Below are 24,368 nucleotides of genomic sequence, written 5' to 3'. Positions count from 1 at the left end.
CGCTAAGGTATTCTCACTAAATTCAGGGAAATCAGCGATGAGCAAACCAGCCCGGGCCACCATCAGCGACGTGGCGAAAGCCGCCAAAACCGGTAAAACCAGCATTTCGCGCTACCTCAATGGCGAGAAACACCTGTTGTCCGACGCATTGCTGGCGCGTATTGAACAAGCCATTGCCGATCTCGACTATCGTCCCAGCCTCATGGCGCGCGGGCTTAAACGCGGTCGCACCCGCCTTATCGGGCTTATCATCGCCGATATCACCAACCCCTATTCCGTGAACGTGCTTAGCGGTATTGAAGCCGCCTGTCGTGAGAAGGGTTTCACGCCGCTGGTCTGTAATACCAACAACGAAGTCGATCAGGAGCTGCATTACCTCGACCTGCTGCGCAGCTATCAGGTGGAAGGGATCGTGGTTAACGCGGTGGGCATGCGCGAAGAGGGGTTAAACCGCCTGCAGCAATCCTCCCTGCCGATGGTCCTTATCGACCGTAAAATCCCGGAATTTGCCTGCGATGTGGTCGGGCTGGATAACACCCAGGCCGCCACGACCGCCACCGAACATCTGATTGAGCAGGGCTTCGAGGCCATTCTGTTTCTGAGTGAACCGCTGGGGATGGTCAACACCCGTCGCGAGCGCCTGAGCGCATTTCGCGCCACGCTGGAGCGATATCCCGGCGTGATAGCCGAAAATGCCGAAACGCCGCTTCACGAAGCGGGGCAGCTCGACAACACCCTGCGTCAGTTCCACACGCGCCATCGCGGGATGCGCAAAGCCGTTATCTCCGCCAACGGGGCGCTGACGCTCCAGGTCGCCCGCTCGCTCAAGCGTATTGGCCTGCACTGGGGCAGCGATATCGGTTTGCTGGGGTTTGATGAGTTGGAGTGGGCCGAGCTGGCCGGCGTCGGCATTACGACACTCAAACAACCCACCTGGCAGATTGGCTATGCTGCTGTTGAACAAGTGGTTCGTCGTATTGAAGGCACCAGCGATGCCGTTCGCGAGCAGGTCTTCTCCGGCGAGCTGATCGTTCGCGGCTCCACCGCACGTTAAATTTCCCTTGTGATAGCGATCATAAATTCAACATCCTGACCTTTTCTTTGGAACCGGTTCCATCTAGCGTAATAGTATTGATATGTTGCGATGGAGTCCGAAGATGGGCAGGAAAATTATGGTGGTCACCGCCGCGTACGGTGCAGAACAGGTGCGACAGGCGGGCGGTCAGCGGGCGATGCTGCCCGTTATTGCAGGCGCAGGGGCAGACGGCGTGGAGATCCGCCGGGAACTGTTCAGCAGCGACGAACTGCTGGCGCTGCCGGCGCTGGGAGAATCCATTGAGCTGCTCGGCCTGCTGGCGTGCTACTCCGCCCCCGCCGCCCTGTTTATGCCCGACGGCACCCTCAACCCGGACCTGACCCGCTATCTCTCTGAGGCCAGCACCCTGAACGCCCTGTGGCTAAAGGTTTCCCTGGGCCATTTCCGCGACGCGCAGCCTCTCGACGCTCTGCGTAGCCTGTTGAACGCAAGCGGCATGGCGCTGGTCGTGGAGAACGATCAGACCGACTGCGGACAGCTCGCCCCCATGCAGCGCTTCCAGGCCGCCTGCCGGGAAATGGCGCTCCCCGTCACGCTGACCTTCGACATGGGCAACTGGCTGTGGGTTGGCGATTCGCCTGAAGAAGCCGCACGTCATCTGGCCCCTGCGGTGAGCTATATCCACGTTAAAGCCGCCGTGCCGCATAAAGATAACTTCCGCGCCGTGGCACCGGACCGCGCCGATGCGCGCTGGCTGGATCTGCTCGGCCAGCTGCCTGCCGATGCCCCACGCGGGATCGAGTTCCCGCTGGAAGGGACGGATTTAACCGCCGTTACCCGCCATTACGTCAACCTGCTGCGCGAGGAGTAAATCATGCACAAGACGCTGGATGTCATCACGATCGGCGAAGCCATGGCGATGTTTGTCGCCACTGAAACGGGCGAACTGAGCGCGGTAGAGCACTTTATCAAGCGCGTCGCAGGCGCAGAGCTCAACGTCGCGACCGGCCTGGCGCGTCTCGGCCTGAACGTGGGCTGGGTCAGCCGCGTGGGGGATGACAGCTTTGGCCATTTCGTTCTCGATTCGCTGAAAAAAGAGGGTATCGATGCTGCAGGCGTCACCCTCGACGGACGCTTCCCTACCGGGTTTCAGCTTAAATCTAAGGTCGAAAATGGAACCGATCCCATCGTGGAGTATTTCCGCAAAGGATCGGCAGCAAGCCACCTCTCTGTTGCGGATTACCACGCCGACTATTTCGCCTCCGCGCGCCACCTGCACCTGAGCGGCGTGGCGGCAGCGCTCTCTGCCAGCTCGTATGAACTGCTGGATCATGCGGCAGCCACTCTGAAAGCCCAGGGAAAAACGATCTCGTTCGATCCTAACCTGCGTCCGGTGCTGTGGAAAAGCGAAGCGGAAATGGTCGAGAAACTGAACCGTCTGGCGTTCAGAGCGGACTGGGTTCTGCCGGGGCTGAAAGAAGGGATGATCCTGACGGGTGAAAATACGCCGGAAGGCATTGCTGATTTCTATCTGAATAAAGGGGTAAAAGCGGTAGTGCTGAAGACCGGTGCCGATGGCGCATGGTTCAAGACGGCCAACGGCGAACAGGGCGCGGTCGCGGCGGTGAAGGTTGAGAACGTTGTCGACACGGTCGGTGCGGGCGACGGTTTTGCCGTTGGCGTAATTAGCGCCCTGCTGGAAGGCAAAACGCTGCAGCAGGCCGTCGCGCGGGGCAACAAGATTGGCTCGCTGGCCATTCAGGTGCAGGGCGACAGCGAAGGATTACCCACCCGAGCAGAGCTTAACGAATAAACATTCCCCTCACCCCGCCCCTCTGGGGAGAGGGTTAGGGTGAGGGGGCATAAATCGCACTCAACAAAACAAACCACCGTGTACCCTACAGACAACGGCGGTAACAACCTCAACAACAGAGGCAAGCCTATGAACAGTTCGACCAATGCAGTAAAACGCTGGTGGTACATCATGCCAATCGTGTTTATCACGTACAGCCTGGCGTACCTTGACCGTGCCAACTTCAGCTTCGCGTCCGCGGCCGGGATCACAGAGGACCTTGGCATCACCAAAGGAATCTCCTCCCTGCTGGGTGCCCTTTTCTTCCTGGGCTACTTCTTCTTCCAGATCCCCGGCGCGATTTATGCGGAACGCCGCAGCGTGCGTAAGCTGATCTTCATCTGTCTGATCCTGTGGGGCGCCTGCGCGTCACTGACCGGCATGGTGAACAATATTCCTGCCCTGGCCGCCATTCGCTTTATCCTCGGCGTCGTTGAGGCGGCGGTTATGCCCGCGATGCTGATCTACATCAGCAACTGGTTTACCAAATCTGAACGCTCGCGCGCGAATACCTTCCTGATCCTCGGTAACCCGGTCACGGTACTGTGGATGTCGGTGGTGTCCGGCTACCTGATCCAGTCCTTCGGCTGGCGCGAAATGTTTATCATCGAAGGGGTGCCGGCGATTATCTGGGCCTTCTGCTGGTGGGTGCTGGTGAAAGATAAACCTGCCCAGGCGAAATGGCTTTCCGAAGATGAAAAAGCGGCGCTGCAGGCGCAGCTGGACAAAGAACAGCAAGGTCTGAAGGCGGTACGTAACTATGGTGAAGCCTTCCGCTCGCGTAACGTAATCCTGCTCTGCGCGCAGTACTTTACCTGGAGCATTGGCGTGTACGGTTTTGTGCTGTGGCTGCCGTCCATTATCCGCAGCGGCGGTGAAAACCTCGGCATGGTCGAAGTAGGCTGGCTGTCATCCGTACCGTATCTGGCGGCAACCATCGCGATGATTATCGTCTCCTGGGCGTCGGACAAGCTGCAGAACCGCAAGCTGTTTGTCTGGCCGCTGCTGCTGATTGCTGCCTTCGCCTTTATTGGCTCCTGGGCCGTGGGCGCAAACCATTTCTGGGCCTCTTATACCCTGCTGGTGATTGCCGGTGCGGCCATGTACGCCCCTTACGGACCGTTCTTTGCCATCATCCCGGAGATGCTGCCGCGTAACGTTGCGGGTGGTGCAATGGCATTGATTAACAGCATGGGTGCACTGGGCTCGTTCTGCGGCTCCTGGTTCGTCGGTTACCTGAACGGTGCTACCGGCAGTCCGTCCGCATCGTACGTCTTTATGGGGGTGGCGCTTTTCGCCTCGGTGTGGCTTACTCTGGTTGTTAAGCCTGCTAATAATCAACAACACCCTGTCGGCGCTCGACACGCCTGAATCCTTAAAAATCAACGGAGATTAGCATGAAGCCGTCCGTCATTTTGTATAAAGCACTGCCGGAAGATCTGCAGAAACGTCTTGAAGAACACTTCACCGTCACCCAGGTGAAGAACCTGCGCCCGGAAACCGTGGCACAGCACGCCGACGCGTTCGCCAGCGCCGAAGGCCTGCTGGGTTCAAGCGAGAAAGTGGATGTCGCCCTGCTGGAGAAAATGCCGAAGCTTCGTGCTACCTCTACTGTTTCCGTGGGTTACGACAACTTTGATGTGGACGCCCTTAACGTCCGCAAGATCCTGCTGATGCATACGCCGCATGCCCTGACGGAAACCGTGGCCGACACGCTGATGGCGCTGATGCTCACCACGGCCCGTCGCGTAGTGGAAGTCGCCGAGCGCGTCAAAGCGGGCGAGTGGACAAAAAGCATTGGTCCGGACTGGTTCGGCGTGGACGTTCACGGTAAAACGCTGGGCATTGTCGGTATGGGGCGTATCGGGCTGGCACTGGCGCAGCGCGCGCATTTTGGTTTTAACATGCCGATTCTGTATAACGCGCGTCGCCACCATAGTGAAGCCGAAGAACGCTTCAACGCCCGTTACTGCGAGCTGGATACCCTGCTGCAGGAGGCCGATTTTGTCTGCCTTGTCCTGCCGCTGACGGACGAAACCCGTCATCTGATTGGCAAAGAAGCGTTTAAGAAAATGAAGCAGTCAGCCATTTTCATCAACGCGGGTCGTGGCCCGGTGGTAGATGAGAAGGCGCTGATTGAGGCCCTGCAGAACGGTGAGATCCATGCAGCAGGTCTGGACGTCTTTGAGCAGGAGCCGCTGCCGGTGGATTCGCCACTGCTTTCGCTGCCTAACGTGGTTGCGTTGCCGCACATCGGCTCAGCCACCCATGAGACGCGCTACAACATGGCGGCCACTGCGGTCGATAATCTCATCGCCGCCCTTAGCGGAAAGGTGGAGATAAACTGCGTGAACCCGCAGGTGCAACGATAGAAACGAAAAAACCCGCCAGAAGGCGGGTTTTTGAATTTTGTGCTACTGGGTTGGAAGCTTACAGGCTTACAACGTTACCAGCTGCTGGGCCTTTAGCGCCGCTTTCGATGGTGAAGGACACTTTCTGACCTTCGTCCAGAGATTTGTAGCCATCGTTCTGGATAGCAGAGAAGTGTACGAACACGTCTTTAGAGCCATCGTCAGGAGTGATGAAGCCGAAACCTTTATCAGCGTTGAACCATTTAACCAGACCAGTCATTTTAGCAGACATAGAAATTACCTTATTAACAAATATATTGTGCCTTCCGGCTTGATGGATTGCGTTACAGATTTTTAAGCGATGAAGGAAGGGTCACAACGAAGGGTATCTATGGATAACAATCTGGACTGCTTTACTAAACTGCTTTAGGTCTGTGTAACAAACCGACGGGGATAGTTATACCGATGTGGTAGAGGAATGACAAGCGTTATTTTCGCTATGCATAAAAAACCCCGCCAGAAGCGGGGTTTTTCGGTTTATTCTGTGGCAGTGACTGCGGCACTCCAGGCCTGGCTAAAGGCCTGATGCTGGGAGGCCAGCGGCCCAATCAGCGTATTGTACTGGCTTGCCTGCTGCGAGGTCGGGAACTGAATACCGTTGGCAACAAAGCTCACCTGCGTATTCTGCTGGGCGATAAAGTCACCCACCTGGACCAGCTGCTGCGTGAAGATTTGCGCGGCCGGGATCAGCGGTTGCAGCGCTTCAGACGGCTTGGTCACCACTTTCTCATACACTTTGTCGAAGACCGGTTTGAGATCGTCGCCCTGCTTCAGCGCAGAACGTGACGCGTCAGCCTGCATTTTCGCATTCTGCAACTGCTGGCTCAGCACGCCAAGCGCACCGTTGGACTGGCGAAGCGGTTCACGCTGCGTCATATAATCCTGCGGAACGCGAATGGCGTTCACGCTATCCACCACGGGACGGATACCGGAATCCATCGCCTGGCTCACCTGCTGTGAATAACCATATAGAATGGCGTAATCGGACACGAAGGGGCCAAACTGTTTTTTCTGATCCGCAGTCAGCGTCGGCAACCGTTCGCCGCTGCGCATCACTGTATTCTGCAGAAAATCGATAAACGCTTTGCGCTGATCGCCTTCTTTATCAAAACACCCACTCAGGCTAACAACCATCAACAACGCCGCAATAGGCGCAAACCAGCGAGAGCAGGACTTTCCTGTCGCCATTTTATTACTCCTTTCACCCAAAAAAGCGCACACCGGCACACGCGTGCCCGACGCTGACAAGGATAGTCCAGGTCAGCCTTGCAAGATACTCTTTTCATGCAAAACGGCTATTGCCGATTTATTTCTTACCATTTACAAAAAAATACCTGGCGAAGCCGACATATGACTAATCAGGGAATTAGCATAACTATCCATATTGCTGAATCGGATACAGCGATCGTTACCGCACGATTAATCACACCCGTGACGATCCTGGGTTGGTATTAGGGACTATTCTTAATTGGCTCTCTGATGTTCTTGATCACGATGTGAGATTTAAGAGGAGTCCTCAATGGAATATAAAGATCCTGAGTTTGAACTGCTGAGCAGTCTGGAACAGATCATTTTTAAAGATGTACCGCAGACGATTACCCTGCAACAAAAATCCAATCCCTTTACAGAATATGAGCAATTGCGCAAAGGGACAGGACTGAAAACGGAAGAATTCGCCAGAGCGATGGGTGTCAGCGTGGCTATGGTGCAGGAGTGGGAGTCAAAACGAGAGAAACCCACCCCAACCGAGTTAAGGCTGATGCGCCTGATTCAGGCCAACCCTGCACTCAGCAAACAGATAGCGTAGTGAAGATTGAATGCCCCCGCCTTTGCGGGGGCTTGTGTTTTAAAGGCTATCACAACGCCAGCCCGCCTCTTCCCACACCAGCTCATGCGTTAATGTTAATCCTCTTAGAAAAGCCTCATCGTGTGATACCACCAGCAGAGCCCCGGGGAAACCGGCCAGCGCGGCTTCAATGGCCTGGACCGAGGCCAGATCCAGATGGTTGGTCGGTTCATCCAGCAGCAGAAGCTGCGTGGACTCCGCGCGCCACAGCACGCAGGCCAGGGCGGCCTTAAGACGCTCGCCGCCGCTGAGCTCCGCCAGCGGGAGCATCACTTTGTCAGCTCCCAGTTGAAGCTGCGCCAGACGGGTTCGCAATACCCCCTCTTCCAGAGGCGTATGATTCAGGTTGAGATGCGTCATGACCGACTGCGAAAGATCGAGCCGGGACAGATGTTGGTCGAGATAAGCGCAGCTGACGGATACCTTACAGGTACCCGAACGGGGAGCAATCTCGCCGAGGAGGGTTTTTAACAGCGTCGATTTGCCGCAGCCGTTCGGCCCCTTTAACGCCACGCGCATCGGTCCATCCATCCGCCAGTTGAGCGGAGGAACAGGCACATGCGGCAGCACCAGATCCTCCAGCACCAATACCTGCTTCCCCTCCGGGATCTGACTCCCCGGCAGGGTGAACATGACCGGGTTATCGTCTTCAACGCGTTCACGCGCCTTGTTAACCGCGGCGTTCAGCGCTTCATTTTGCTCGCTGTGCTGTTTTTTCCAGGAGCCGATCCGCTCCTTTGCCGCGCCTTTATATTTGACCCGCTCGAACGACGCGATATTCAGGGTATCGACGGTGCGCAATGTCTTTGCCGAACGCCGCTGGCTGTCGTCATGCTCTTTTTGCATGCGTACCCGAGTGCGTTTTCGCTCGGTTGCAGCATGCTCCAGCGCCGCGCGGGCCGCCTGCTGTTCGGCATCGCGCTGGGTTTGATAATCCGCATAATTCCCGCCGTAGCTGCGCAGACCCGAGGCGCTCAGTTCAAGGATACGCGGCACCTGCTCCAGAAGTTCGCGGTCATGGGAGGCTACCAGCACGCCGCCCTGAAAACGACTCAACTGGTCGCAGAACCACGCCCGGCCTTGTCGATCCAGATGGTTAGTGGGTTCGTCCAGCAGCAGGAAATCCGCTTTCGCCGTAAACGCCCCACACAGCAGGGCGCGAATGCGCTCACCGCCGCTGAGTTCAATGGCGGGCTTATCCGGATCAAACGGTGGGAGCTGCGCATTCATAAACGCCTCGCTCAGGCGCTCGGCGACATCCCAGTGGCCATCGAGCAACGCCAGATCGTCAGGCTGGTAATCGCCGCTGTCGATGCGCTTACGCGCCTTAAAAATCGCGTCATACCCGAGCAGTTCAGCCAGCGTCGTCTGCGGCGAAATAACGTGCTGCTGCGCCACCCAGGCATGCGAGCCAAAGCGTTCAATATGACCGGTAGCCGGTTCTTCCATCCCCGCCAGCAGACGCAGCAGACGCGTTTTCCCGCTACCGTTGCGGCCAACCAGCGCGCACAGGGAGGGTTCCAGCGTGAGATTCAGCGGACCAAAAAGAATATCGCCCGTCGGAAACTGACAGGTGACCTGATGCAAAATAAAAGAAGGGGACTGCGCAAAATGAGCCATAAGCACTCCTGAATGAAATCAAAACATCCCCTGCCGACGCGATGGCGTTTAGCAAGGATCGAAATTCATCAGTCGTGTTTGTTCATTTTTGGGGGGTGCTCCAGCGCGAGAAAGTTAACGGGGATAAGGATAGCGGTAATGGGTTGACCATTTCAAGGTTAAATTTTCAGCAACACACCATAAAAAAACCCGCCGAAGCGGGTTTTTAGCATTTGTCACAACGGGCACATTACTGCAGCAGCGAAATATCCGCCACGCGCAGGAACAGCTCACGCAGTTTCTCGAGCATAGAGAGACGGTTAATACGCAGCTCTTTATCTTCTACGTTTACCATCACTTTCTCGAAGTAGGCGTCGATAACGTCACGCAGCTCGGCCAGCTCCACCAGCGCTTCCTGGTAGCGACCTTCCGCGAAGTACGGCTCGAGCTTGTCGCGCAGCACCACAACCTGCATCGCCAGGGCGATCTCTTCCGGCTCTTTCAGCGTCGCGGCGTTTACGCGCTCGTTCAGCGTCTCGTCGGATTTCGCCAGAATGTTGGATACACGCTTGTTGGCCGCGGCCAGGGCAGATGCTGCTTCCAGCGTACGGAAGTGGGAAACCGCCTTCATACGCGCATCGAAATCAGCCGGACGGGTCGGACGACGCGCCAGCACCGCCTGAATGGTGTCAACGGTGTAACCTTCGTCCTGATACCACGCACGGAAACGACCGAGCATGAAGTCGATCACGTCATCCACCACGTTCGCGTTGGTCAGCTTGTCGCCGTACAGACGCACCGCTTCTTCGGTCAGGGTCTGCAGATCCAGGTTCAGGTTCTTCTCAACGATGATACGCAGCACGCCGAGCGCAGCACGACGCAGCGCAAACGGGTCTTTGTCGCCTTTCGGATGCTGACCGATACCAAAGATACCCGCCAGGGTGTCCATCTTATCGGCAATCGCTACGGCACAGGCAACCGGGTTGGACGGCAGTTCGTCACCCGCAAAGCGCGGCTGATACTGCTCGTTCAGGGCCACAGCCACGTCTTCCGCTTCGCCATCGTGACGCGCGTAGTGCATGCCCATCACGCCCTGGGTGTCGGTAAATTCGAACACCATGTTGGTCATCAGGTCGCACTTGGACAGCAGACCCGCACGCGTCGCGTGGTTAACGTCCGCACCAATTTCACGGGCAATCCAGCCGGACAGCTCCGCGATACGGTCGGTCTTGTCGCGCAGAGTACCCAGCTGCTGCTGGAACAGCACGGTCTGCAGGCGCGGCAGGTTATCTTCCAGACGTTTTTTACGGTCGGTATTGAAGAAGAACTCGGCATCCGCCAGACGTGGACGCACCACTTTCTCGTTACCGGAGATAATCTGGATCGGATCTTTCGATTCGATGTTCGCCACAAAGATGAAGTTTGGCAGCAGCTTGCCGTCGTTGGCATAGACCGGGAAGTACTTCTGGTCACCCTTCATGGTGTACACCAGCGCTTCAGCCGGTACGGCCAGGAATTTCTCTTCAAACTTCGCGGTCAGCACAACCGGCCATTCAACCAGAGAGGTCACTTCTTCCAGCAGGCTTTCGCTCAGGTCGGCGTTACCGCCAATCTGGCGCGCCGCTTCTTCGGCGTCCGCTTTGATTTTGGCTTTACGCTGTTCGTAGTCGGCAATAACTTTACCGCGCTCCAGCAGGATTTGCGGATACTGGTCGGCATTGTCGATAGTGAACTCAGGCTCGCCCATAAAGCGGTGGCCGCGGATCACGCGATCGGACGCCACGCCCAGAATGGTGGCCGGAATAACGGTGTCACCCAGCAGCAAGGTCACGGTGTGAACCGGACGCACGAAGTGCACGTCAGACGCGCCCCAGCGCATCAGCTTAGGAATCGGCAGCTTCGCCAGAGACGTGGCAATCATGTCCGGCAGCAGCGCTTCCGCGCTTTCGCCCTTCACGTGCGCACGGTACAGCAGCCACTCGCCTTTATCCGTGGTCAGACGCTCGGCCTGATCGACGGTGATGCCGCAGCCGCGCGCCCAGCCTTCAGCCGCTTTGCTCGGTTTGCCTTCCGCGTCAAACGCCTGGGCAATCGCCGGGCCACGTTTTTCGACTTCGCGATCCGGCTGAGACGCCGCCAGATTTGCCACTTTCAGCGCCAGACGGCGCGGTGCAGCAAACCACTCAATGTTACCGTGTGCCAGGCCAGCGTTATCCAGCTCGGCAGTCACGTTCGCAGCGAAAGATTCAGCCAGGCTGCGCAGGGCTTTTGGTGGCAGCTCTTCGGTGCCGATTTCCACCAGGAAAGTTTTCTCAGACATGGCCGCCTCTTATTTGTTTCGGTTGCACATCGGGAAGCCAAGGGCTTCACGGGACGCGTAGTAAGCTTCTGCAACGGCTTTGGTCAGGGTACGAATACGCAGGATGTAGCGCTGACGTTCAGTCACGGAGATGGCTTTGCGGGCGTCCAGCAGGTTGAAGCTGTGGGCGGCCTTCAGAATACGCTCGTAGGCAGGCAGCGGCAGCGGAGTCTCCAGCGCCAGCAGTTGCTGCGCTTCTTTCTCGTACTGCTCGAAGCAGGTGAACAGGAAGTCCACGTCCGCGTATTCGAAGTTATAGGTGGATTGCTCCACTTCGTTCTGATGGAACACGTCGCCGTAGGTGGTTTTACCCAGCGGGCCGTCGCTCCAGACCAGGTCGTAAACGCTGTCTACGCCCTGAATGTACATCGCCAGACGTTCCAGACCGTAGGTGATTTCACCGGTGATCGGCTTACATTCCAGACCACCCACCTGCTGGAAGTAAGTGAACTGGGTCACTTCCATGCCGTTCAGCCACACTTCCCAACCCAGACCCCAGGCACCCAGCGTTGGGTTTTCCCAGTTATCTTCCACGAAACGGATGTCGTGGATGGTTGGATCCATACCCAGCTCTTTCAGCGACCCGAGGTACAGTTCCTGAATGTTGTCGGGTGATGGCTTAATCACCACCTGGAACTGATAGTAATGCTGCAGACGGTTCGGGTTCTCACCGTAACGACCATCGGTCGGACGACGGGAAGGCTGCACATAAGCAGTCGCCATTGGCTCTGGACCCAACGCGCGTAAGCTGGTCATCGGGTGTGAAGTGCCGGCGCCGACTTCCATGTCCAAAGGTTGAACAATGGTACAGCCCTGACGAGCCCAGTAATCCTGTAAGGTCAGGATCAGGCCCTGGAAGGTCTTGGTATCAAACTTTTGCATAGTATTTCGTGCTGGATACGTGTGGTTTTAAATGGAAGGGACCAGTATACCCGCTGGCTGCAAGATATACAGTACGAAACGGGGTTGTTTAGGGAAAATTGGGAAATAAGCCTTCCAGCCAGAACGCTGACGGCGTCTGGCTGTTGATTATACGAGCAGACTAACGCATGGAGAGGTGTAAAAACTGACCGTCCGCATCAAACGAGCAGACAAAGCCCTCTTTGCGCGACGTATGGCCCCGCAGCTCATAGCTGCCCTGAAAACGTTCGAAGCCGGTAACGTCAATTTTCTGCACGTCCGAGTTATAGCGGCGAGCAGCCCGATCTTTACAGAGCGCTTCCATATTCAGTGAACGTTCCGGGCTCATTTTACCCTGCTGCGCTTTTTGCACAGGGGCTTCCTGTGGCGCACTGCATCCCGCCAGGATCAACAGCAGAAAGAGTGACGCCACACGCTTCATCATCATTTTTATTACCGCCCTGGTCAGTGGCTGTTATTTTTAGTATCAACGCTTTTATAGATTATGGTCCGGCATTCTGCGAATCTCGTGGCCTCCCGACAAGCCTGCGGAATAAAACTCAGAATTTTCCAAACGAAGACATTTGGACAATGGGAGTCACACTCAATTTACAGGGAATACGAGGAACTGATGCAGTCAAAAATTAACTGGATTGATAACCTGCGAGGAATAGCCTGTCTGATGGTGGTCATGATCCACACGACGACCTGGTATGTCACGAATGCGCACAGCATCAGCCCCGTTAACTGGGATATCGCCAATATTCTCAACTCTGCGTCGCGCGTCAGCGTGCCGCTGTTCTTTATGATTTCCGGCTTTCTCTTTTTTGGCGAGCGCAGCGCGCAGCCGAGGCACTTCATCCGCATCGCGGCCTGCCTGGGGTTCTACAGTGCCGTTGCCTTGCTCTATATCACTCTGTTCACCTCAATAAACGCCGGACTATCGCTGAAATACGTGCTGCAAAAACCGGTGTTCTACCACCTGTGGTTCTTCTTCGCCATTATCGTTATCTATCTGGTCTCCCCGCTCATCCAGGTAAAAAACGTCAGCGGTAAAATGCTGCTGGCCCTGATGGTGGTGGCTGGCATTATTGCCAACCCGAATACGCTCTCACAGAAAATCGACGGATTTGAGTGGCTGCCGGTCAATCTCTATATCAACGGCGATACTTTTTACTACGTGCTTTACGGCATGCTGGGGCGTGCCATCGGGATGATGGATACGCAAAAACGCGGTCTGAACTGGCTCTGCGGGGCGCTGTTTATCGCTGGGGTGGCGGTGATTTCACGCGGGACGCTGCACGAGCTGCAGTGGCGCGGCAATTTTGCCGATACCTGGTATCTGTATTGCGGGCCGATGGTCTTTATCTGTGCCGTCTCGCTGCTCACGCTCGCCAAAAACACCCTGAACGCGCGTCCCCTGCCCGTGCTGAGTCTTATCTCGCAGCACTCTCTCGGGATTTACGGTTTTCACGCGCTGGTGATCCACGCGCTGCGCACGAGAGGCATTGAGCTAAAAAGCTGGCCGGCGCTGGATATCGTCTGGATTTTTGCCGCCACGCTGGCGATCAGCCTGCTGCTGTCGATGCTGCTGCAAAAAATCGACGCTCGCCGCTTCGTCAGCTAATGCTTCGCTGCCGGGCGCGATGATACTGGCGCGGGGAGGAAAACCCTGCCGCCAGTGAAGCCTGCTCCACGCCGCGCCCCTGCAATAGCCACTGCTCCGCTACCGCCAGACGCAGTTGCTCCAGATAATCGCGAACGCTAATCCCTAAATGTGACTGAAAAAGCCGGGTGAGATGGCGCGGGCTGACGTGCGCCAGCGCGGCGATATCAGGCAAGCTCCACGTTTTTTGTGGCTCGGCCGTGAGCGCATCCTGCGCCCGATGAATCGCCGGATGAAGATGATTGCGGTAGCGTAGCCACGGGGAGAGCTGGGGATCGTCACCGGAACGGCGGAACCAGACCACCATCTCGCGCGCCACGGCCAGCGCCTTTTCGGGACCGCACAGGCGGTTAATCATATGCAGCGCCAGATCGATGCCAGACGTGATCCCCGCGCTGGTCCAGATGTTCTCATCCTGCACAAAGATGCGGTTTTCTTTAATCGTCGCCGTGGGAGCTGCGGTGCGTAAACGGCTGATAACGTCATGGTGGGTGGTGCACTGCCGATTGTTCAGCAGGCCCGACTTCGCCGCCAGTAAGGCTCCGGAACAGACGCACATCACCGTGATATCCCGGCGCTGAATGACCGGCTGCAGGCGCATCAGCCAGTGCTGTATCTGTAACGCCTGTGGTGTCGAAAACTGACTGCGGGAGTCGCTCACGCCGGGCAATACCAGCAGGCTCCCCTCAGGAAGCCTTTCCGGTAACGGCTGGATGCCGCTCATCGTCAGGCCTATCGACGTCGGAACCTCCGCTTGTGGGCCGATGTAATGCAGACGAAACGCGTCGCCAGCCAGCACAAAGGTCTCTGCCGGGCCGGTCATGTCTAATGACAGCACACCGGGCAACATCACGAACCAAACGTCGATGCTCATTACAGGGACTCCAGCGTCTCCGCTACCGTTTTAATCTCGGCAAAACGCCCCGAAAGTACCGTCTCGGTACGGTGGCGAATTTCCGCTGCGCTCAGGGTAATGCCCCTGTACGTCATCGGAAACGTCAGCGTTGCCTCACTGACAAAGGTCACAGCATAACCCAGATCGGATGCCACCCGGGCGGTGGTTTCGCAGCATTGCTCAGTGCGAATGCCGCAGATAATCAGCTGGTTGATATCACGCTCGCGCAGCCAGCGATCGAGCCCGGTATCCGTGAAGGCATTATGGACGTGTTTCTGGAAAACTACATCCGGCTGATGACGTAAAAAGGCCATCGGTTTGACAAAGCCGCTCTCCAGGGTAAAGGGACCGTCTTCATCCACATGAAAAATATCAACGACCGGAATATTGCGCGCCTGGCAGCCTTCAATCAGCCCCAGCATCGCCTGCTGAAAGGCAGGAATATCGTCCTCCTGCCAGTAATTGCGATGATGGAACGACTGCTGAGTATCAATATTGATGAGTGAAATGCGTGACATGATGGATCTCCTTGCCAGTGGGTGTAACACCATACTGGCAAGGAAATAAAGGCACGCACAGACCAAAAAAGGACATCCTCGTGCCTCTCCCGGACAAGCGTATTTATGACATCAGCGGCAGCAGCTGCTGGTAGATTTTGCGGAACACGTCGCGCCTTTCCGCGTACCGCGCATGGCGCACCGTATCAGGTACATGCGCCTGTTCAAGGGTAAGCTGCGGCAGCAGTTGCGAAAGCGGTTGTTCCGGATGAATGGCTATTTGCGCCAGACGCGCGGCGCCGAGCGCGGGGCCAACATCCCCTCCTGTGCGGAAATCCAGCTGCAAACCGCTGATATCCGAGAGCATCTGTCGCCAGTAAGGGCTTCGCGCACCGCCGCCAATCAGGGTGACGCTCGTCGGTTTCAGGCCGCAGTCGTGCACCACGTCCATCCCGTCGGCCAGGGCATAGCCCACGCCTTCCAGAACCGCACGCGCCAGTTCTGCCGGGCCATGCTGATGGGTTAAGCCAAAGAACACCCCTTTCGCTTCCGGATTGTTGTGCGGCGTACGTTCGCCGGAAAGATACGGTAAAAACCAGACGGTACCCGCAGCGTCATCCGCCTGCTGCGCCGCAGAAATGAGCGCCGGCACGTCGGCCATGCCGGTGAGTTTTGCCGCCCAGTCCAGGCAGGACGCCGCGCTGAGCATCACCGACATCAAATGCCATTTACCCGGAAGGGCATGACAGAAACTGTGCACAGCGCTTTCGGGATTACTGCGATATCCGTCGCTGACGGCAAAATAGACGCCAGACGTTCCCAGCGACAGCATCGCCTGGCCCGCCTCAACCATGCCGACACCGACAGCACCCGCGGCATTGTCGCCACCTCCAGCCACCACCGGTACGGCAGGCATATTCCAGCGTTCTGCAACGTCTGGCAGCAGTGCGCCCGTCACCTCACAGCCTTCGAACAGCGCGGGCATGTGTTCACGGGTCAGATGGCAGGCATCCAGCATCGCCTCGCTCCAGTCGCGCTTCGCCACGTCGAGCCACATGGTGCCGGCGGCATCGGACATGTCGCTGGCGAAATCGCCCGTCATGCGAAAACGCAGATAGTCTTTCGGCAGCAGGACTTTCGCCACCTGACGGAAAACCTCCGGCTCGTGGCGCTGCACCCACAGCAGCTTGGGCGCGGTAAAGCCGGGCATCATCAGGTTGCCGGTAATCTCACGAGACGTGGGTACACGCGCCTCAAGAAGCGCGCACTCTTCCGCACAGCGGCCATCGTTCCAGAGAATGGCGGGTCGCAACACGCGATGCTGGCTATCGAGCAGCGTCGCGCCGTGCATTTGTCCGGCAATCCCCAGCGCTTTCACGTCGCGCAGGCTGTGCTGCTCGCCTAAGGCTTTGATTGCGCGATCCGTCGCCTGCCACCACTGCTCCGGATCCTGTTCCGACCACAGCGGATGCGGACGTGAAACCTGCAGCGTTTCCGTCTGCGTTGCTAACACGTCGCCCTGCTCGCTTAACAGGATGGCTTTCACACCCGATGTGCCAAGATCGATCCCGATATACATTACGGTGACTCCTTTAACAGAAATGCCCGGTGGCGCTAACGCTTACCGGGCCTACGTGCTGTTATTTATCGAACAGGTAGTGATTGACCAGATTTTCCAGCAGTTCCTGATGCCCGCTCTGGTGCTGCGGCGCCAGCTGATGTTGTTCAGCGTACTTCGCGATCTCCGCAAGTGATAATTGACCTTTCAAAATTTGCTGGCCCAGCTCACTGTTCCAGCCGCTGTAACGCTTCGCCACGCGTTTATCGAGCTCGCCGTCTTCAATCATACGTGCCGCCACTTTCAGCGCCAGCGCCATGGTGTCCATCGCGCCAATGTGGCCGTAGAACAGATCGTATTTGTCGGTGCTCTGGCGACGCACTTTGGCGTCAAAGTTCAGGCCGCCGGTAGTGAAACCGCCCGCTTTGATGATTTCGTACATCACCAGCGCATTCTCTTCCACGCTGTTCGGGAACTGGTCGGTGTCCCAGCCCAGCTGCGCGTCGCCGCGGTTAGCATCGACCGAGCCGAAGATGCCCAGCGCAATCGCAGACGCGATCTCGTGGTGGAAAGAGTGGCCCGCCAGCGTGGCGTGGTTGGCTTCAATGTTCACTTTGATCTCTTTTTCCAGACCGAACTGCTTCAGGAAGCCATACACCGTCGCCACGTCGTAGTCATACTGGTGCTTCGTCGGTTCCTGCGGCTTCGGCTCAATCAGCAGCGTGCCGCGGAAGCCGATTTTGTGCTTATGGTCGACAACCATCTGCATAAAGCGGCCAATCTGCTCGCGCTCCTGACGCAGATCGGTGTTGAGCAGGGTTTCATAGCCTTCACGTCCGCCCCACAGGACATAGTTTTCACCACCCAACTGATGCGTGGCGTTCATTGCCGTCACCACCTGCGTGGCCGCCCAGCTAAACACTTCTGGATCCGGGTTGGTTGCCGCGCCCGCGCCGTAGCGAGGGTTGGTAAAGCAGTTTGCCGTGCCCCACAGCAGCTTCACGCCACTTTGCTGCTGTTTCGCCGCCAGTACATCCACCATCTGCGCAAAGTTGTTCAGATACTCTTTCAGCGATGCGCCTTCCGGTGACACGTCCACGTCATGGAAGCAGTAGTACGGCACGTTCAGCTTGTGGAAGAACTCAAACGCGACATCGGCTTTGCGTTTCGCCAGTTCAAGGGCCTCACCCGGCTGCTGCCACGGGCGGTCAAAGGAACCCACGCCGAACATATCGGCGCCGTTCCAGCAGAAGGTATGCCAGTAACAGGCGGCAAAGCGCAGATGATCTTCCATGCGCTTACCCAGCACCAGCTCATCCGGGTTGTAGTGACGAAATGCTAAAGGATTGGTCGTTTTTGGGCCTTCGTAACGAACACGATCGAGTTGGTCGAAATAAGCTTGCATATTGAGCTCCATAATCAGGGTATGCGGCGAGTCGTTGATACAGGAGTAATAGTGAATAGACATTTTGGGTTGCTCAATTACGTTATTTCACACTGCTATTGAGAGAATGCACAACTGTGCGCTGGCTCGCAAAATAATGCGCAGACAAACTATTTCTCGGCGCGTATTCCAGAATCAAATGTAATTAAGGCGTTACGTATTTTAAAATCCGATCGCGGTCATAAATTCAGAAATAAACCAAATATCATAATGGGAAGATAAAAATCTGTAATTGCCAGCCCGCCTTTCCGCGTTAAAAATTTGCTGCGTCTCAGCAGTGAATGTTTCTTTTATCTCAGCAACACATACCCCTACAAAAAGGCCTAATAATTATGAAGATAAAGAACCTGACTCTAACGCTCTGCACTACGCTCCTCCTTACAAGCTTTGCAGGACATGCCAAAGAGGTCAAAATTGGCATGGCGATTGACGACCTGCGTCTGGAGCGCTGGCAAAAAGATCGCGATATTTTTGTTAAAAAAGCAGAATCCCTCGGCGCCAGCGTGTTTGTTCAGTCGGCTAACGGCAACGAAGAAACACAAATGTCGCAGATCGAGAATATGATTAACCGTGGCGTCGATGTGCTGGTCATTATCCCCTATAACGGCCAGGTATTAAGTAACGTGGTGAAAGAAGCCAAACAGGAAGGCATAAAAGTGCTGGCCTATGACCGCATGATTAATAATGCGGACATTGATTATTATATTTCGTTCGACAATGAAAAAGTCGGGGAATTACAGGCGCAAAGCCTGATCGACAAAGTGCCTCAGGGCAATTATTTCCTGATGGGCGGCTCTCCGGTGGATAACAACGCCAAACTGTTCCGTGAAGGACAAATGAAAGTCCTTAAGCCGTATATCGACAACGGGAAAATTAAAGTGGTCGGCGATCAGTGGGCCGACGGCTGGCTGCCAGAAAACGCGCTGAAGATTATGGAAAACGCGCTGACGGCCAACAACAACAAAATTGATGCGGTTGTGGCCTCCAACGATGCCACCGCAGGCGGTGCGATTCAGGCCCTGAGCGCCCAGGGGCTGGCCGGTAAAGTCGCCATTTCAGGACAGGATGCCGATCTGGCTGGCGTAAAACGCATTATCGCAGGCACCCAAACCATGACGGTCTACAAACCGATTACCCAGTTGGCCAATACGGCGGCGGAAATCGCCGTAGAGCTGGGCAATGGCAAACAGCCTAAAGCAGACGCAACGCTGAATAACGGGCTGAAAGACGTTCCGGCTCGCCTGCTCACACCGATTGAAGTCAACAAAGAGAACATTGACGCCACCGTGGTTAAAGACGGTTTCCACAAGAAGAGCGAACTGTAATCCGGCGCGGCCCCTGCTCTGCGGGGGCGCATCACGTTGTACTGTTCTTCCCTCGGGTTATGTGGAGCAGTTATGCCTTATTTACTTGAAATGAAAAGCATCACCAAACGCTTCGGCACGGTGAAAGCCGTCGACAACGTCAGCCTCCGGTTGAACCCCGGCGAAGTGGTTTCGCTGTGCGGTGAGAACGGTTCGGGCAAGTCGACGCTGATGAAAGTGTTGTGCGGGATCTACCCACACGGCAGCTACGAAGGCGAAATCGTCTTTGCCGGTGAAGTGATCCAGGCGACACACATCCGCGATACCGAACGCAAAGGCATCGCCATCATCCACCAGGAGCTGGCGCTGGTGAAGCATCTCACCGTGCTGGAGAACATTTTCCTCGGGGCCGAAATTTCCCGCCACGGCGTGCTGGATTACGACACCATGACGCTCCGCTGCGAAAAGCTGCTGGCGCAGGTGAGCCTCAACATTTCACCGGATACCCGCGTGGGGGATCTGGGCCTAGGGCAACAGCAGCTGGTCGAAATCGCGAAAGCGCTCAATAAACAGGTCAGGCTGCTGATCCTTGATGAGCCAACGGCCTCGCTCACCGAACAGGAAACTGCGGTTCTGCTCGATATCATTCGCGATCTGCAAAATCACGGCATCGCCTGCATCTATATTTCGCACAAGCTGAACGAGGTTAAAGCCATTTCGGACACCATCTGCGTGATCCGAGACGGGCAACACATCGGCACGCGTGAAGCCGCCGGGATGAGCGAAGATGACATCATCACCATGATGGTGGGCCGCGAGCTGACGGCACTCTACCCGAATGAGCCCCACGCAACAGGTGATGAAGTGCTGCGCGTGGAAAATCTGACCGCGTGGCATCCCGTTAACCGCCACATCAAGCGTGTGAATAACGTCTCGTTTTCTCTGCACAGCGGCGAAATTCTCGGTATTGCCGGGTTAGTCGGCGCCGGGCGCACGGAGGCCGTACAGTGTCTGTTTGGCGTGTGGCCGGGACGCTGGGAGGGCACGATTTATATCGACGGCCAGCCGGTGAAAATCGACAACTGCCAGCAGGCGATTGCCCGCGGCATTGCCATGGTGCCGGAAGACCGCAAAAAAGACGGTATCGTGCCGGTTATGGCGGTGGGGAAAAATATTACGCTTGCGGCGCTCGATCGGTTCTCCGGCGCGTTGAGCAGCCTGGACGATGCCGCCGAGCAGCAGTGCATTCTCCAGTCACTTGCCCGGCTGAAGGTCAAAACCTCCTCACCAGAACTGGCCATTGGCCGTCTGAGCGGCGGCAACCAGCAGAAGGCGATTCTGGCGCGCTGCCTGCTTCTCAATCCACGCATTCTAATCCTTGATGAGCCCACGCGCGGGATTGATATCGGTGCCAAATATGAAATCTACAAACTGATTAATCAGCTTGTACAGCAAGGGATTGCCGTCATTGTCATTTCGTCTGAGTTACCCGAAGTGCTCGGCCTGAGCGACCGCGTGCTGGTCATGCACGAGGGAAAACTGAAAGCCAACCTGATTAACCAGAACCTGACGCAGGAGCAGGTGATGGAAGCCGCTTTAAGGAGCGAACGTCATGTCGAAAAGCAATCCGTCTGATATCAAAGTCGCCGTTCCGACGCCCGGTGCGTTCGCGGGGCTAAAAGCGCTTAACCTGCAGGTTTTCGTGATGATCGCGGCGATTATCGTCATCATGCTGTTCTTTACCTGGATGACCGATGGCTCGTACTTAAGCGCGCGTAACGTCTCCAACCTGCTCCGCCAGACCGCCATCACCGGCATTCTCGCCGTCGGCATGGTGTTCGTGATTATCTCCGCGGAAATCGACCTGTCGGTCGGTTCAATGATGGGGCTCCTCGGCGGCGTGGCGGCGATTTTTGACGTCTGGTTCGGCTGGCCGCTGCCGCTGACCGTGGCGGTCACGCTGGTATTGGGGCTGGTACTGGGAGCCTGGAATGGCTGGTGGGTAGCCTACCGTAAAGTGCCGTCGTTCATCGTCACCCTGGCAGGGATGCTGGCCTTCCGCGGGATCTTAATCGGCATCACTAACGGCACTACCGTCTCCCCGACCAGTGCAGCCATGTCGCAGATTGGCCAGAGTTATCTCTCAGATAGCGTGGGCTTTACCCTCGGTGTGATTGGGTTACTGGCCTTTGTCGCGTGGCAGTGGCGTGGACGTATGCGCCGTCAGGCGCTGGGGCTGGCGTCGCCAGCATCCACGTCGGTAGTGGGACGTCAGGCGCTCATGGCGGTCATTGTGCTGGGCGCCATCTGGCTTTTAAACGACTATCGCGGTGTCCCGACCCCTGTCCTGCTGCTGGCACTTTTACTGCTGGGCGGCATGTTTATGGCCACGCGCACCGCGTTTGGCCGCCGTATTTATGCCATTGGCGGCAACCTTGAAGCGGCCCGCCTCTCGGGTATCAATGTCGAACGCACCAAGCTGGCGGTCTTCGCCATTAACGGCCTGATGGTCGCTATCGCCGGATTGATCCTCAGCTCGCGTCTCGGGGCCGGCTCTCCCTCCGCCGGTAACATCGCCGAGCTGGATGCTATCGCCGCCTGCGTTATTGGCGGCACCAGCCTCGCAGGGGGTATCGGTAGCGTGGCAGGTGCGGTCATGGGGGCATTTATCATGGCGTCGTTGGATAACGGGATGAGTATGATGGACGTCCCGACGTTTTGGCAGTATATCGTCAAGGGGGCCATTCTTTTACTGGCAGTCTGGATGGACTCGGCCACCAAGCGACGGGCCTGATAACCGTATTGTGACTTAATTGGGAAGTGAGCCATGTTTGAAAAGCGTCACCGCATTACGTTGTTATTCAATGCCAACAAAGCCTACGACCGTCAGGTGGTGGAAGGCGTGGGTGAATATTTGCAGGCGTCGCAATCCGAATGGGATATTTTTATTGAAGAAGATTTTCGCACCCGTCTGGAGAACATCAAAGACTGGCTGGGCGATGGCGTCATCGCGGACTATGACGATCCCGTCATCGAGCAGCTGCTGACCGACGTCGACGTCCCGATAGTGGGCGTCGGCGGCTCCTACCATTCGCCCGAACACTATCCGCCGGTCCACTATATTGCCACCGATAACCATGCGCTGGTCGAGGCCGCCTTTCTCCATTTAAAAGAGAAAGGCGTCCATCGCTTCGCGTTTTATGGTTTACCCGCCACCAGCGGCAAGCGCTGGGCCGTTGAGCGCGAACACGCGTTTTGCCAGCTGGTCGCGCAGGAAAAGTATCGCGGCGTGGTGTATCAGGGCCTGGAGACCGCGCCGGAAAACTGGCAGCACGCGCAAAACCGCCTGGCGGACTGGCTGCAAACGCTGCCGCCGCAAACCGGTATTATTGCCGTAACGGACGCCCGCGCGCGCCACGTGCTGCAGGTCTGCGAACATTTACACATTCCGGTGCCCGAAAAGCTGTGCGTGATTGGCATTGATAATGAAGAACTGACCCGCTACCTTTCCCGCGTGGCGCTCTCCTCCGTTGCCCAGGGCACGCGTCAGATGGGCTATCAGGCGGCGAAGCTGCTGCATCGCCTGCTGGATAAAGAATCTCTGCCGCTTCAGCGCCTGCTGGTGCCTCCTGTTCGCGTCGTAGAACGTCGCTCAACCGATTATCGCTCCTTAAGCGACCCGGCCGTCATTCAGGCCATGCACTATATTCGCAACCACGCCTGCAAAGGGATTAAAGTCGATCAGGTGCTGGATTCGGTGGGCATTTCGCGTTCGAATCTGGAGAAGCGGTTCAAAGAAGAGGTGGGCGAAACCATTCATGCCGTTATCCATGCTGAAAAGCTGGAGAAAGCACGCAGCCTGCTCATCTCCACGTCACTGTCGATCAACGAAATCTCGCAGATGTGCGGTTACCCGTCCCTGCAATATTTCTATTCGGTGTTCCGCAAAGAGTATGACACCACGCCGAAGGAGTATCGGGATCGCCACAGCGAGGTGCTGATATAGAAAAGAAAACGCCTTCCAGTGGAAGGCGTTTTTTTGAGATTACATATGGGCGGCGATTAAGCGCTGGTTATCCTGGTACATGGCGAACAGATAGTTGTTATAGCTCTGTCCCTTCGTCGAATAACCTTTCAGCTTGTGGATCATCGTACTGGCCGTCACTTCCTGGTCCGCTTTACGCAGCTGAGCGCGTGATTTACGGAACGATGAGTAGGCCGGGTGCGTATTCAGATTCACCACGTAGGCGCTGACGGAATCCTTCACAGATTCAAACTGCGAATAGCCTTTCACCTTGCCAGGGGCATTGTTACAACGACCTTTCACGCACTTCATGCCGAAAAGGTTGTTGTTGCTACGCGCAAGCTTAGAAGTCCCCCAGCCGCTTTCGGCAGCAGCCATGGTCGCAACCATGCTGCCCGGGATGATATCCACACGCTCAAGGAGAGCATTCCACGGCACACGACGGGTGTTACCGTTCCAGCTCAGCTTATAGCGCTGCGTGATATCTTTCAGACGCGCGCGCTCTGACGGCGACCAGCGGCTATCGTACTGTTTGGAGATCAGCCAGTTACGATCCGCAGTAATCGCGGCATTTTGACTCGTGATGTAAGGCATTACCGTCCGGAGAAACGCTTTTTTCCTTGGTGTTCCGGAAGGGTATTTTCGCAAATCAGGAAGTGAACTACTCTTTGCACTATTGCGAGAATACTCTTGTTTACTGCTAACCTTACTACTTGTCGTCTTTATTACGTGGGCTTTCTTACTCGTTGTATCCGTGTGCGTCTTCGCAAGCACCTCACCCGAAAATGCCGTGGTGAGTAACATGAGTATCGCAGCCCCATATCGTCGAATGGGAGTCGATATCATTAGGTCTCCTGGTCGGATGTAATCATCCCAACACCTTATTTTTTTCACAAATTTGAGAGCGGAATCTCAAATCATATCAAAAATAGACTTCAAGAGCACGTATAGAAATAGTCCAATTCCGAAACTATGTC

Annotated in this window: 22 protein-coding genes; 11 read left to right on the top strand and 11 right to left on the bottom strand. The window is 56.3% G+C overall.

The genetic code is table 11. From position 1 onward, the window contains the following. Positions 1-37: 37 nt before the first annotated feature. The 5 genes from BM007_RS19420 to ghrB all read left to right on the top strand — a co-directional run bounded on the left by BM007_RS19420 (position 38) and on the right by ghrB (position 5,260). Positions 38-1,054 (top strand): LacI family DNA-binding transcriptional regulator, encoded by a 1,017-nt coding sequence (locus BM007_RS19420; RefSeq protein ID WP_008502761.1) that lies wholly within the window; start codon positions 38-40, stop codon positions 1,052-1,054. A 103-nt stretch (positions 1,055-1,157) separates the two neighbouring features. Beyond that, entirely contained in the window at positions 1,158-1,907 is a 750-nt protein-coding gene (locus tag BM007_RS19415) for a sugar phosphate isomerase/epimerase family protein (protein WP_061716175.1), read from the top strand. Between the two features lie 3 nt (positions 1,908-1,910). Beyond that, positions 1,911-2,849, top strand: coding sequence for a sugar kinase (locus BM007_RS19410; RefSeq protein ID WP_024909078.1), 939 nt, complete (start codon positions 1,911-1,913; stop codon positions 2,847-2,849). Between the two features lie 129 nt (positions 2,850-2,978). Next, on the top strand, positions 2,979-4,259 hold the full coding sequence (locus BM007_RS19405) for an MFS transporter (protein ID WP_061716177.1): 1,281 nt from the start codon (positions 2,979-2,981) through the stop codon (positions 4,257-4,259). A gap of 26 nt (positions 4,260-4,285) precedes the next feature. After that, positions 4,286-5,260, top strand: a complete 975-nt coding sequence (gene ghrB, locus BM007_RS19400) for a glyoxylate/hydroxypyruvate reductase GhrB (RefSeq protein ID WP_090420459.1) — start codon at positions 4,286-4,288, stop codon at positions 5,258-5,260. Between the two features lie 58 nt (positions 5,261-5,318). Here ghrB and cspA read toward each other — a convergent pair whose 3' ends face one another. Further along, complete coding sequence (cspA, locus tag BM007_RS19395) at positions 5,319-5,531, bottom strand: transcription antiterminator/RNA stability regulator CspE (protein ID WP_003860775.1); 213 nt, start codon at positions 5,529-5,531, stop codon at positions 5,319-5,321. A 245-nt stretch (positions 5,532-5,776) separates the two neighbouring features. Then, positions 5,777-6,487: a DUF3053 domain-containing protein gene (locus tag BM007_RS19390; protein WP_024909075.1), complete on the bottom strand. Its 711-nt coding sequence runs from the start codon at positions 6,485-6,487 to the stop codon at positions 5,777-5,779. A gap of 331 nt (positions 6,488-6,818) precedes the next feature. Here BM007_RS19390 and BM007_RS19385 point away from each other — a divergent pair, with 331 nt between their 5' ends. Then, a complete protein-coding gene (locus tag BM007_RS19385; protein WP_008502755.1) occupies positions 6,819-7,106 on the top strand; it encodes an HTH-type transcriptional regulator in 288 nt (95 codons plus the stop codon). Between the two features lie 39 nt (positions 7,107-7,145). Here the strand turns inward: BM007_RS19385 and BM007_RS19380 are convergent, their stop codons facing one another. The 4 genes from BM007_RS19380 to BM007_RS19365 all read right to left on the bottom strand — a co-directional run bounded on the left by BM007_RS19380 (position 7,146) and on the right by BM007_RS19365 (position 12,451). Beyond that, positions 7,146-8,765: an ABC-F family ATP-binding cassette domain-containing protein gene (locus BM007_RS19380; RefSeq protein WP_090420455.1), complete on the bottom strand. Its 1,620-nt coding sequence runs from the start codon at positions 8,763-8,765 to the stop codon at positions 7,146-7,148. Between the two features lie 229 nt (positions 8,766-8,994). After that, positions 8,995-11,064 carry a glycine--tRNA ligase subunit beta gene (gene glyS / locus BM007_RS19375; RefSeq protein ID WP_090420452.1) on the bottom strand — a complete coding sequence of 690 codons (2,070 nt, stop codon included), beginning with the start codon at positions 11,062-11,064 and terminating at the stop codon, positions 8,995-8,997. Between the two features lie 9 nt (positions 11,065-11,073). After that, entirely contained in the window at positions 11,074-11,985 is a 912-nt protein-coding gene (gene glyQ / locus BM007_RS19370; protein ID WP_003860141.1) for a glycine--tRNA ligase subunit alpha, read from the bottom strand. A gap of 160 nt (positions 11,986-12,145) precedes the next feature. Further along, positions 12,146-12,451 (bottom strand): YsaB family lipoprotein, encoded by a 306-nt coding sequence (locus tag BM007_RS19365; protein ID WP_024909071.1) that lies wholly within the window; start codon positions 12,449-12,451, stop codon positions 12,146-12,148. Between the two features lie 183 nt (positions 12,452-12,634). Between BM007_RS19365 and BM007_RS19360 the strand changes: the two genes are divergently transcribed. After that, a complete protein-coding gene (locus tag BM007_RS19360; RefSeq protein ID WP_024909070.1) occupies positions 12,635-13,630 on the top strand; it encodes an acyltransferase in 996 nt (331 codons plus the stop codon). On the opposite strand, the gene BM007_RS19355 is transcribed toward BM007_RS19360, so the two are convergent. The 4 genes from BM007_RS19355 to xylA all read right to left on the bottom strand — a co-directional run bounded on the left by BM007_RS19355 (position 13,623) and on the right by xylA (position 18,024). Further along, entirely contained in the window at positions 13,623-14,543 is a 921-nt protein-coding gene (locus BM007_RS19355; protein ID WP_024909069.1) for a GlxA family transcriptional regulator, read from the bottom strand. The two genes, BM007_RS19360 and BM007_RS19355, sit on opposite strands and share 8 nt — an antisense overlap. After that, entirely contained in the window at positions 14,543-15,082 is a 540-nt protein-coding gene (locus tag BM007_RS19350; protein WP_061716183.1) for an isochorismatase family protein, read from the bottom strand. Before BM007_RS19350 ends, BM007_RS19355 begins: the two co-directional genes overlap by 1 nt. A 103-nt stretch (positions 15,083-15,185) precedes the next feature. Further along, positions 15,186-16,640: a xylulokinase gene (gene xylB, locus BM007_RS19345; protein ID WP_090420448.1), complete on the bottom strand. Its 1,455-nt coding sequence runs from the start codon at positions 16,638-16,640 to the stop codon at positions 15,186-15,188. 61 nt (positions 16,641-16,701) lie between these two features. Further along, positions 16,702-18,024, bottom strand: coding sequence for a xylose isomerase (gene xylA, locus BM007_RS19340; RefSeq protein WP_090420479.1), 1,323 nt, complete (start codon positions 18,022-18,024; stop codon positions 16,702-16,704). A gap of 371 nt (positions 18,025-18,395) precedes the next feature. On the opposite strand from xylA, the gene xylF reads away from it, so the two are divergent. The 4 genes from xylF (at position 18,396) to xylR (ending at position 23,373) form a co-directional block, all read left to right on the top strand. Further along, complete coding sequence (gene xylF, locus BM007_RS19330) at positions 18,396-19,388, top strand: D-xylose ABC transporter substrate-binding protein (protein ID WP_032661828.1); 993 nt, start codon at positions 18,396-18,398, stop codon at positions 19,386-19,388. Positions 19,389-19,460: 72 nt separating this feature from the next. Next, a complete protein-coding gene (locus BM007_RS19325) occupies positions 19,461-21,002 on the top strand; it encodes a xylose ABC transporter ATP-binding protein (RefSeq protein WP_090420445.1) in 1,542 nt (513 codons plus the stop codon). Further along, positions 20,980-22,161 (top strand): xylose ABC transporter permease XylH, encoded by a 1,182-nt coding sequence (gene xylH, locus BM007_RS19320; RefSeq protein ID WP_090420442.1) that lies wholly within the window; start codon positions 20,980-20,982, stop codon positions 22,159-22,161. The genes BM007_RS19325 and xylH overlap by 23 nt, the downstream gene beginning before the upstream one ends. Positions 22,162-22,194: 33 nt before the next feature. Then, positions 22,195-23,373: a D-xylose utilization transcriptional activator XylR gene (xylR, locus tag BM007_RS19315; RefSeq protein ID WP_021242460.1), complete on the top strand. Its 1,179-nt coding sequence runs from the start codon at positions 22,195-22,197 to the stop codon at positions 23,371-23,373. A gap of 39 nt (positions 23,374-23,412) precedes the next feature. On the opposite strand, the gene BM007_RS19310 is transcribed toward xylR, so the two are convergent. After that, complete coding sequence (locus BM007_RS19310; protein WP_032645431.1) at positions 23,413-24,237, bottom strand: protein bax; 825 nt, start codon at positions 24,235-24,237, stop codon at positions 23,413-23,415. Between the last annotated feature and the right edge of the window lie 131 nt (positions 24,238-24,368).

The sequence above is a fragment of the Enterobacter sp. NFIX59 genome, assembly GCF_900113755.1.
Lineage (GTDB): Bacteria > Pseudomonadota > Gammaproteobacteria > Enterobacterales > Enterobacteriaceae > Enterobacter > Enterobacter pseudoroggenkampii.
The sequence above is the reverse complement of the archived record's forward strand: the minus strand, read 5'-3'. Positions and strand labels throughout refer to the sequence as shown.

Excerpts from the sequence above, each read along its gene's own strand:
- BM007_RS19420 (WP_008502761.1), top strand. The coding sequence starts at position 38 with ATGAGCAAACCAGCCCGGGCCACCATCAGCGACGTGGCGAAAGCCGCC.
- BM007_RS19415 (WP_061716175.1), top strand. The coding sequence starts at position 1,158 with ATGGGCAGGAAAATTATGGTGGTCACCGCCGCGTACGGTGCAGAACAG.
- BM007_RS19410 (WP_024909078.1), top strand. The coding sequence starts at position 1,911 with ATGCACAAGACGCTGGATGTCATCACGATCGGCGAAGCCATGGCGATG.
- BM007_RS19405 (WP_061716177.1), top strand. The coding sequence starts at position 2,979 with ATGAACAGTTCGACCAATGCAGTAAAACGCTGGTGGTACATCATGCCA.
- ghrB (WP_090420459.1), top strand. The coding sequence starts at position 4,286 with ATGAAGCCGTCCGTCATTTTGTATAAAGCACTGCCGGAAGATCTGCAG.
- cspA (WP_003860775.1), bottom strand. The coding sequence starts at position 5,531 with ATGTCTGCTAAAATGACTGGTCTGGTTAAATGGTTCAACGCTGATAAA.
- BM007_RS19390 (WP_024909075.1), bottom strand. The coding sequence starts at position 6,487 with ATGGCGACAGGAAAGTCCTGCTCTCGCTGGTTTGCGCCTATTGCGGCG.
- BM007_RS19385 (WP_008502755.1), top strand. The coding sequence starts at position 6,819 with ATGGAATATAAAGATCCTGAGTTTGAACTGCTGAGCAGTCTGGAACAG.
- BM007_RS19380 (WP_090420455.1), bottom strand. The coding sequence starts at position 8,765 with ATGGCTCATTTTGCGCAGTCCCCTTCTTTTATTTTGCATCAGGTCACC.
- glyS (WP_090420452.1), bottom strand. The coding sequence starts at position 11,064 with ATGTCTGAGAAAACTTTCCTGGTGGAAATCGGCACCGAAGAGCTGCCA.
- glyQ (WP_003860141.1), bottom strand. The coding sequence starts at position 11,985 with ATGCAAAAGTTTGATACCAAGACCTTCCAGGGCCTGATCCTGACCTTA.
- BM007_RS19365 (WP_024909071.1), bottom strand. The coding sequence starts at position 12,451 with ATGATGATGAAGCGTGTGGCGTCACTCTTTCTGCTGTTGATCCTGGCG.
- BM007_RS19360 (WP_024909070.1), top strand. The coding sequence starts at position 12,635 with ATGCAGTCAAAAATTAACTGGATTGATAACCTGCGAGGAATAGCCTGT.
- BM007_RS19355 (WP_024909069.1), bottom strand. The coding sequence starts at position 14,543 with ATGAGCATCGACGTTTGGTTCGTGATGTTGCCCGGTGTGCTGTCATTA.
- BM007_RS19350 (WP_061716183.1), bottom strand. The coding sequence starts at position 15,082 with ATGTCACGCATTTCACTCATCAATATTGATACTCAGCAGTCGTTCCAT.
- xylB (WP_090420448.1), bottom strand. The coding sequence starts at position 16,640 with ATGTATATCGGGATCGATCTTGGCACATCGGGTGTGAAAGCCATCCTG.
- xylA (WP_090420479.1), bottom strand. The coding sequence starts at position 18,024 with ATGCAAGCTTATTTCGACCAACTCGATCGTGTTCGTTACGAAGGCCCA.
- xylF (WP_032661828.1), top strand. The coding sequence starts at position 18,396 with ATGAAGATAAAGAACCTGACTCTAACGCTCTGCACTACGCTCCTCCTT.
- BM007_RS19325 (WP_090420445.1), top strand. The coding sequence starts at position 19,461 with ATGCCTTATTTACTTGAAATGAAAAGCATCACCAAACGCTTCGGCACG.
- xylH (WP_090420442.1), top strand. The coding sequence starts at position 20,980 with ATGTCGAAAAGCAATCCGTCTGATATCAAAGTCGCCGTTCCGACGCCC.
- xylR (WP_021242460.1), top strand. The coding sequence starts at position 22,195 with ATGTTTGAAAAGCGTCACCGCATTACGTTGTTATTCAATGCCAACAAA.
- BM007_RS19310 (WP_032645431.1), bottom strand. The coding sequence starts at position 24,237 with ATGATATCGACTCCCATTCGACGATATGGGGCTGCGATACTCATGTTA.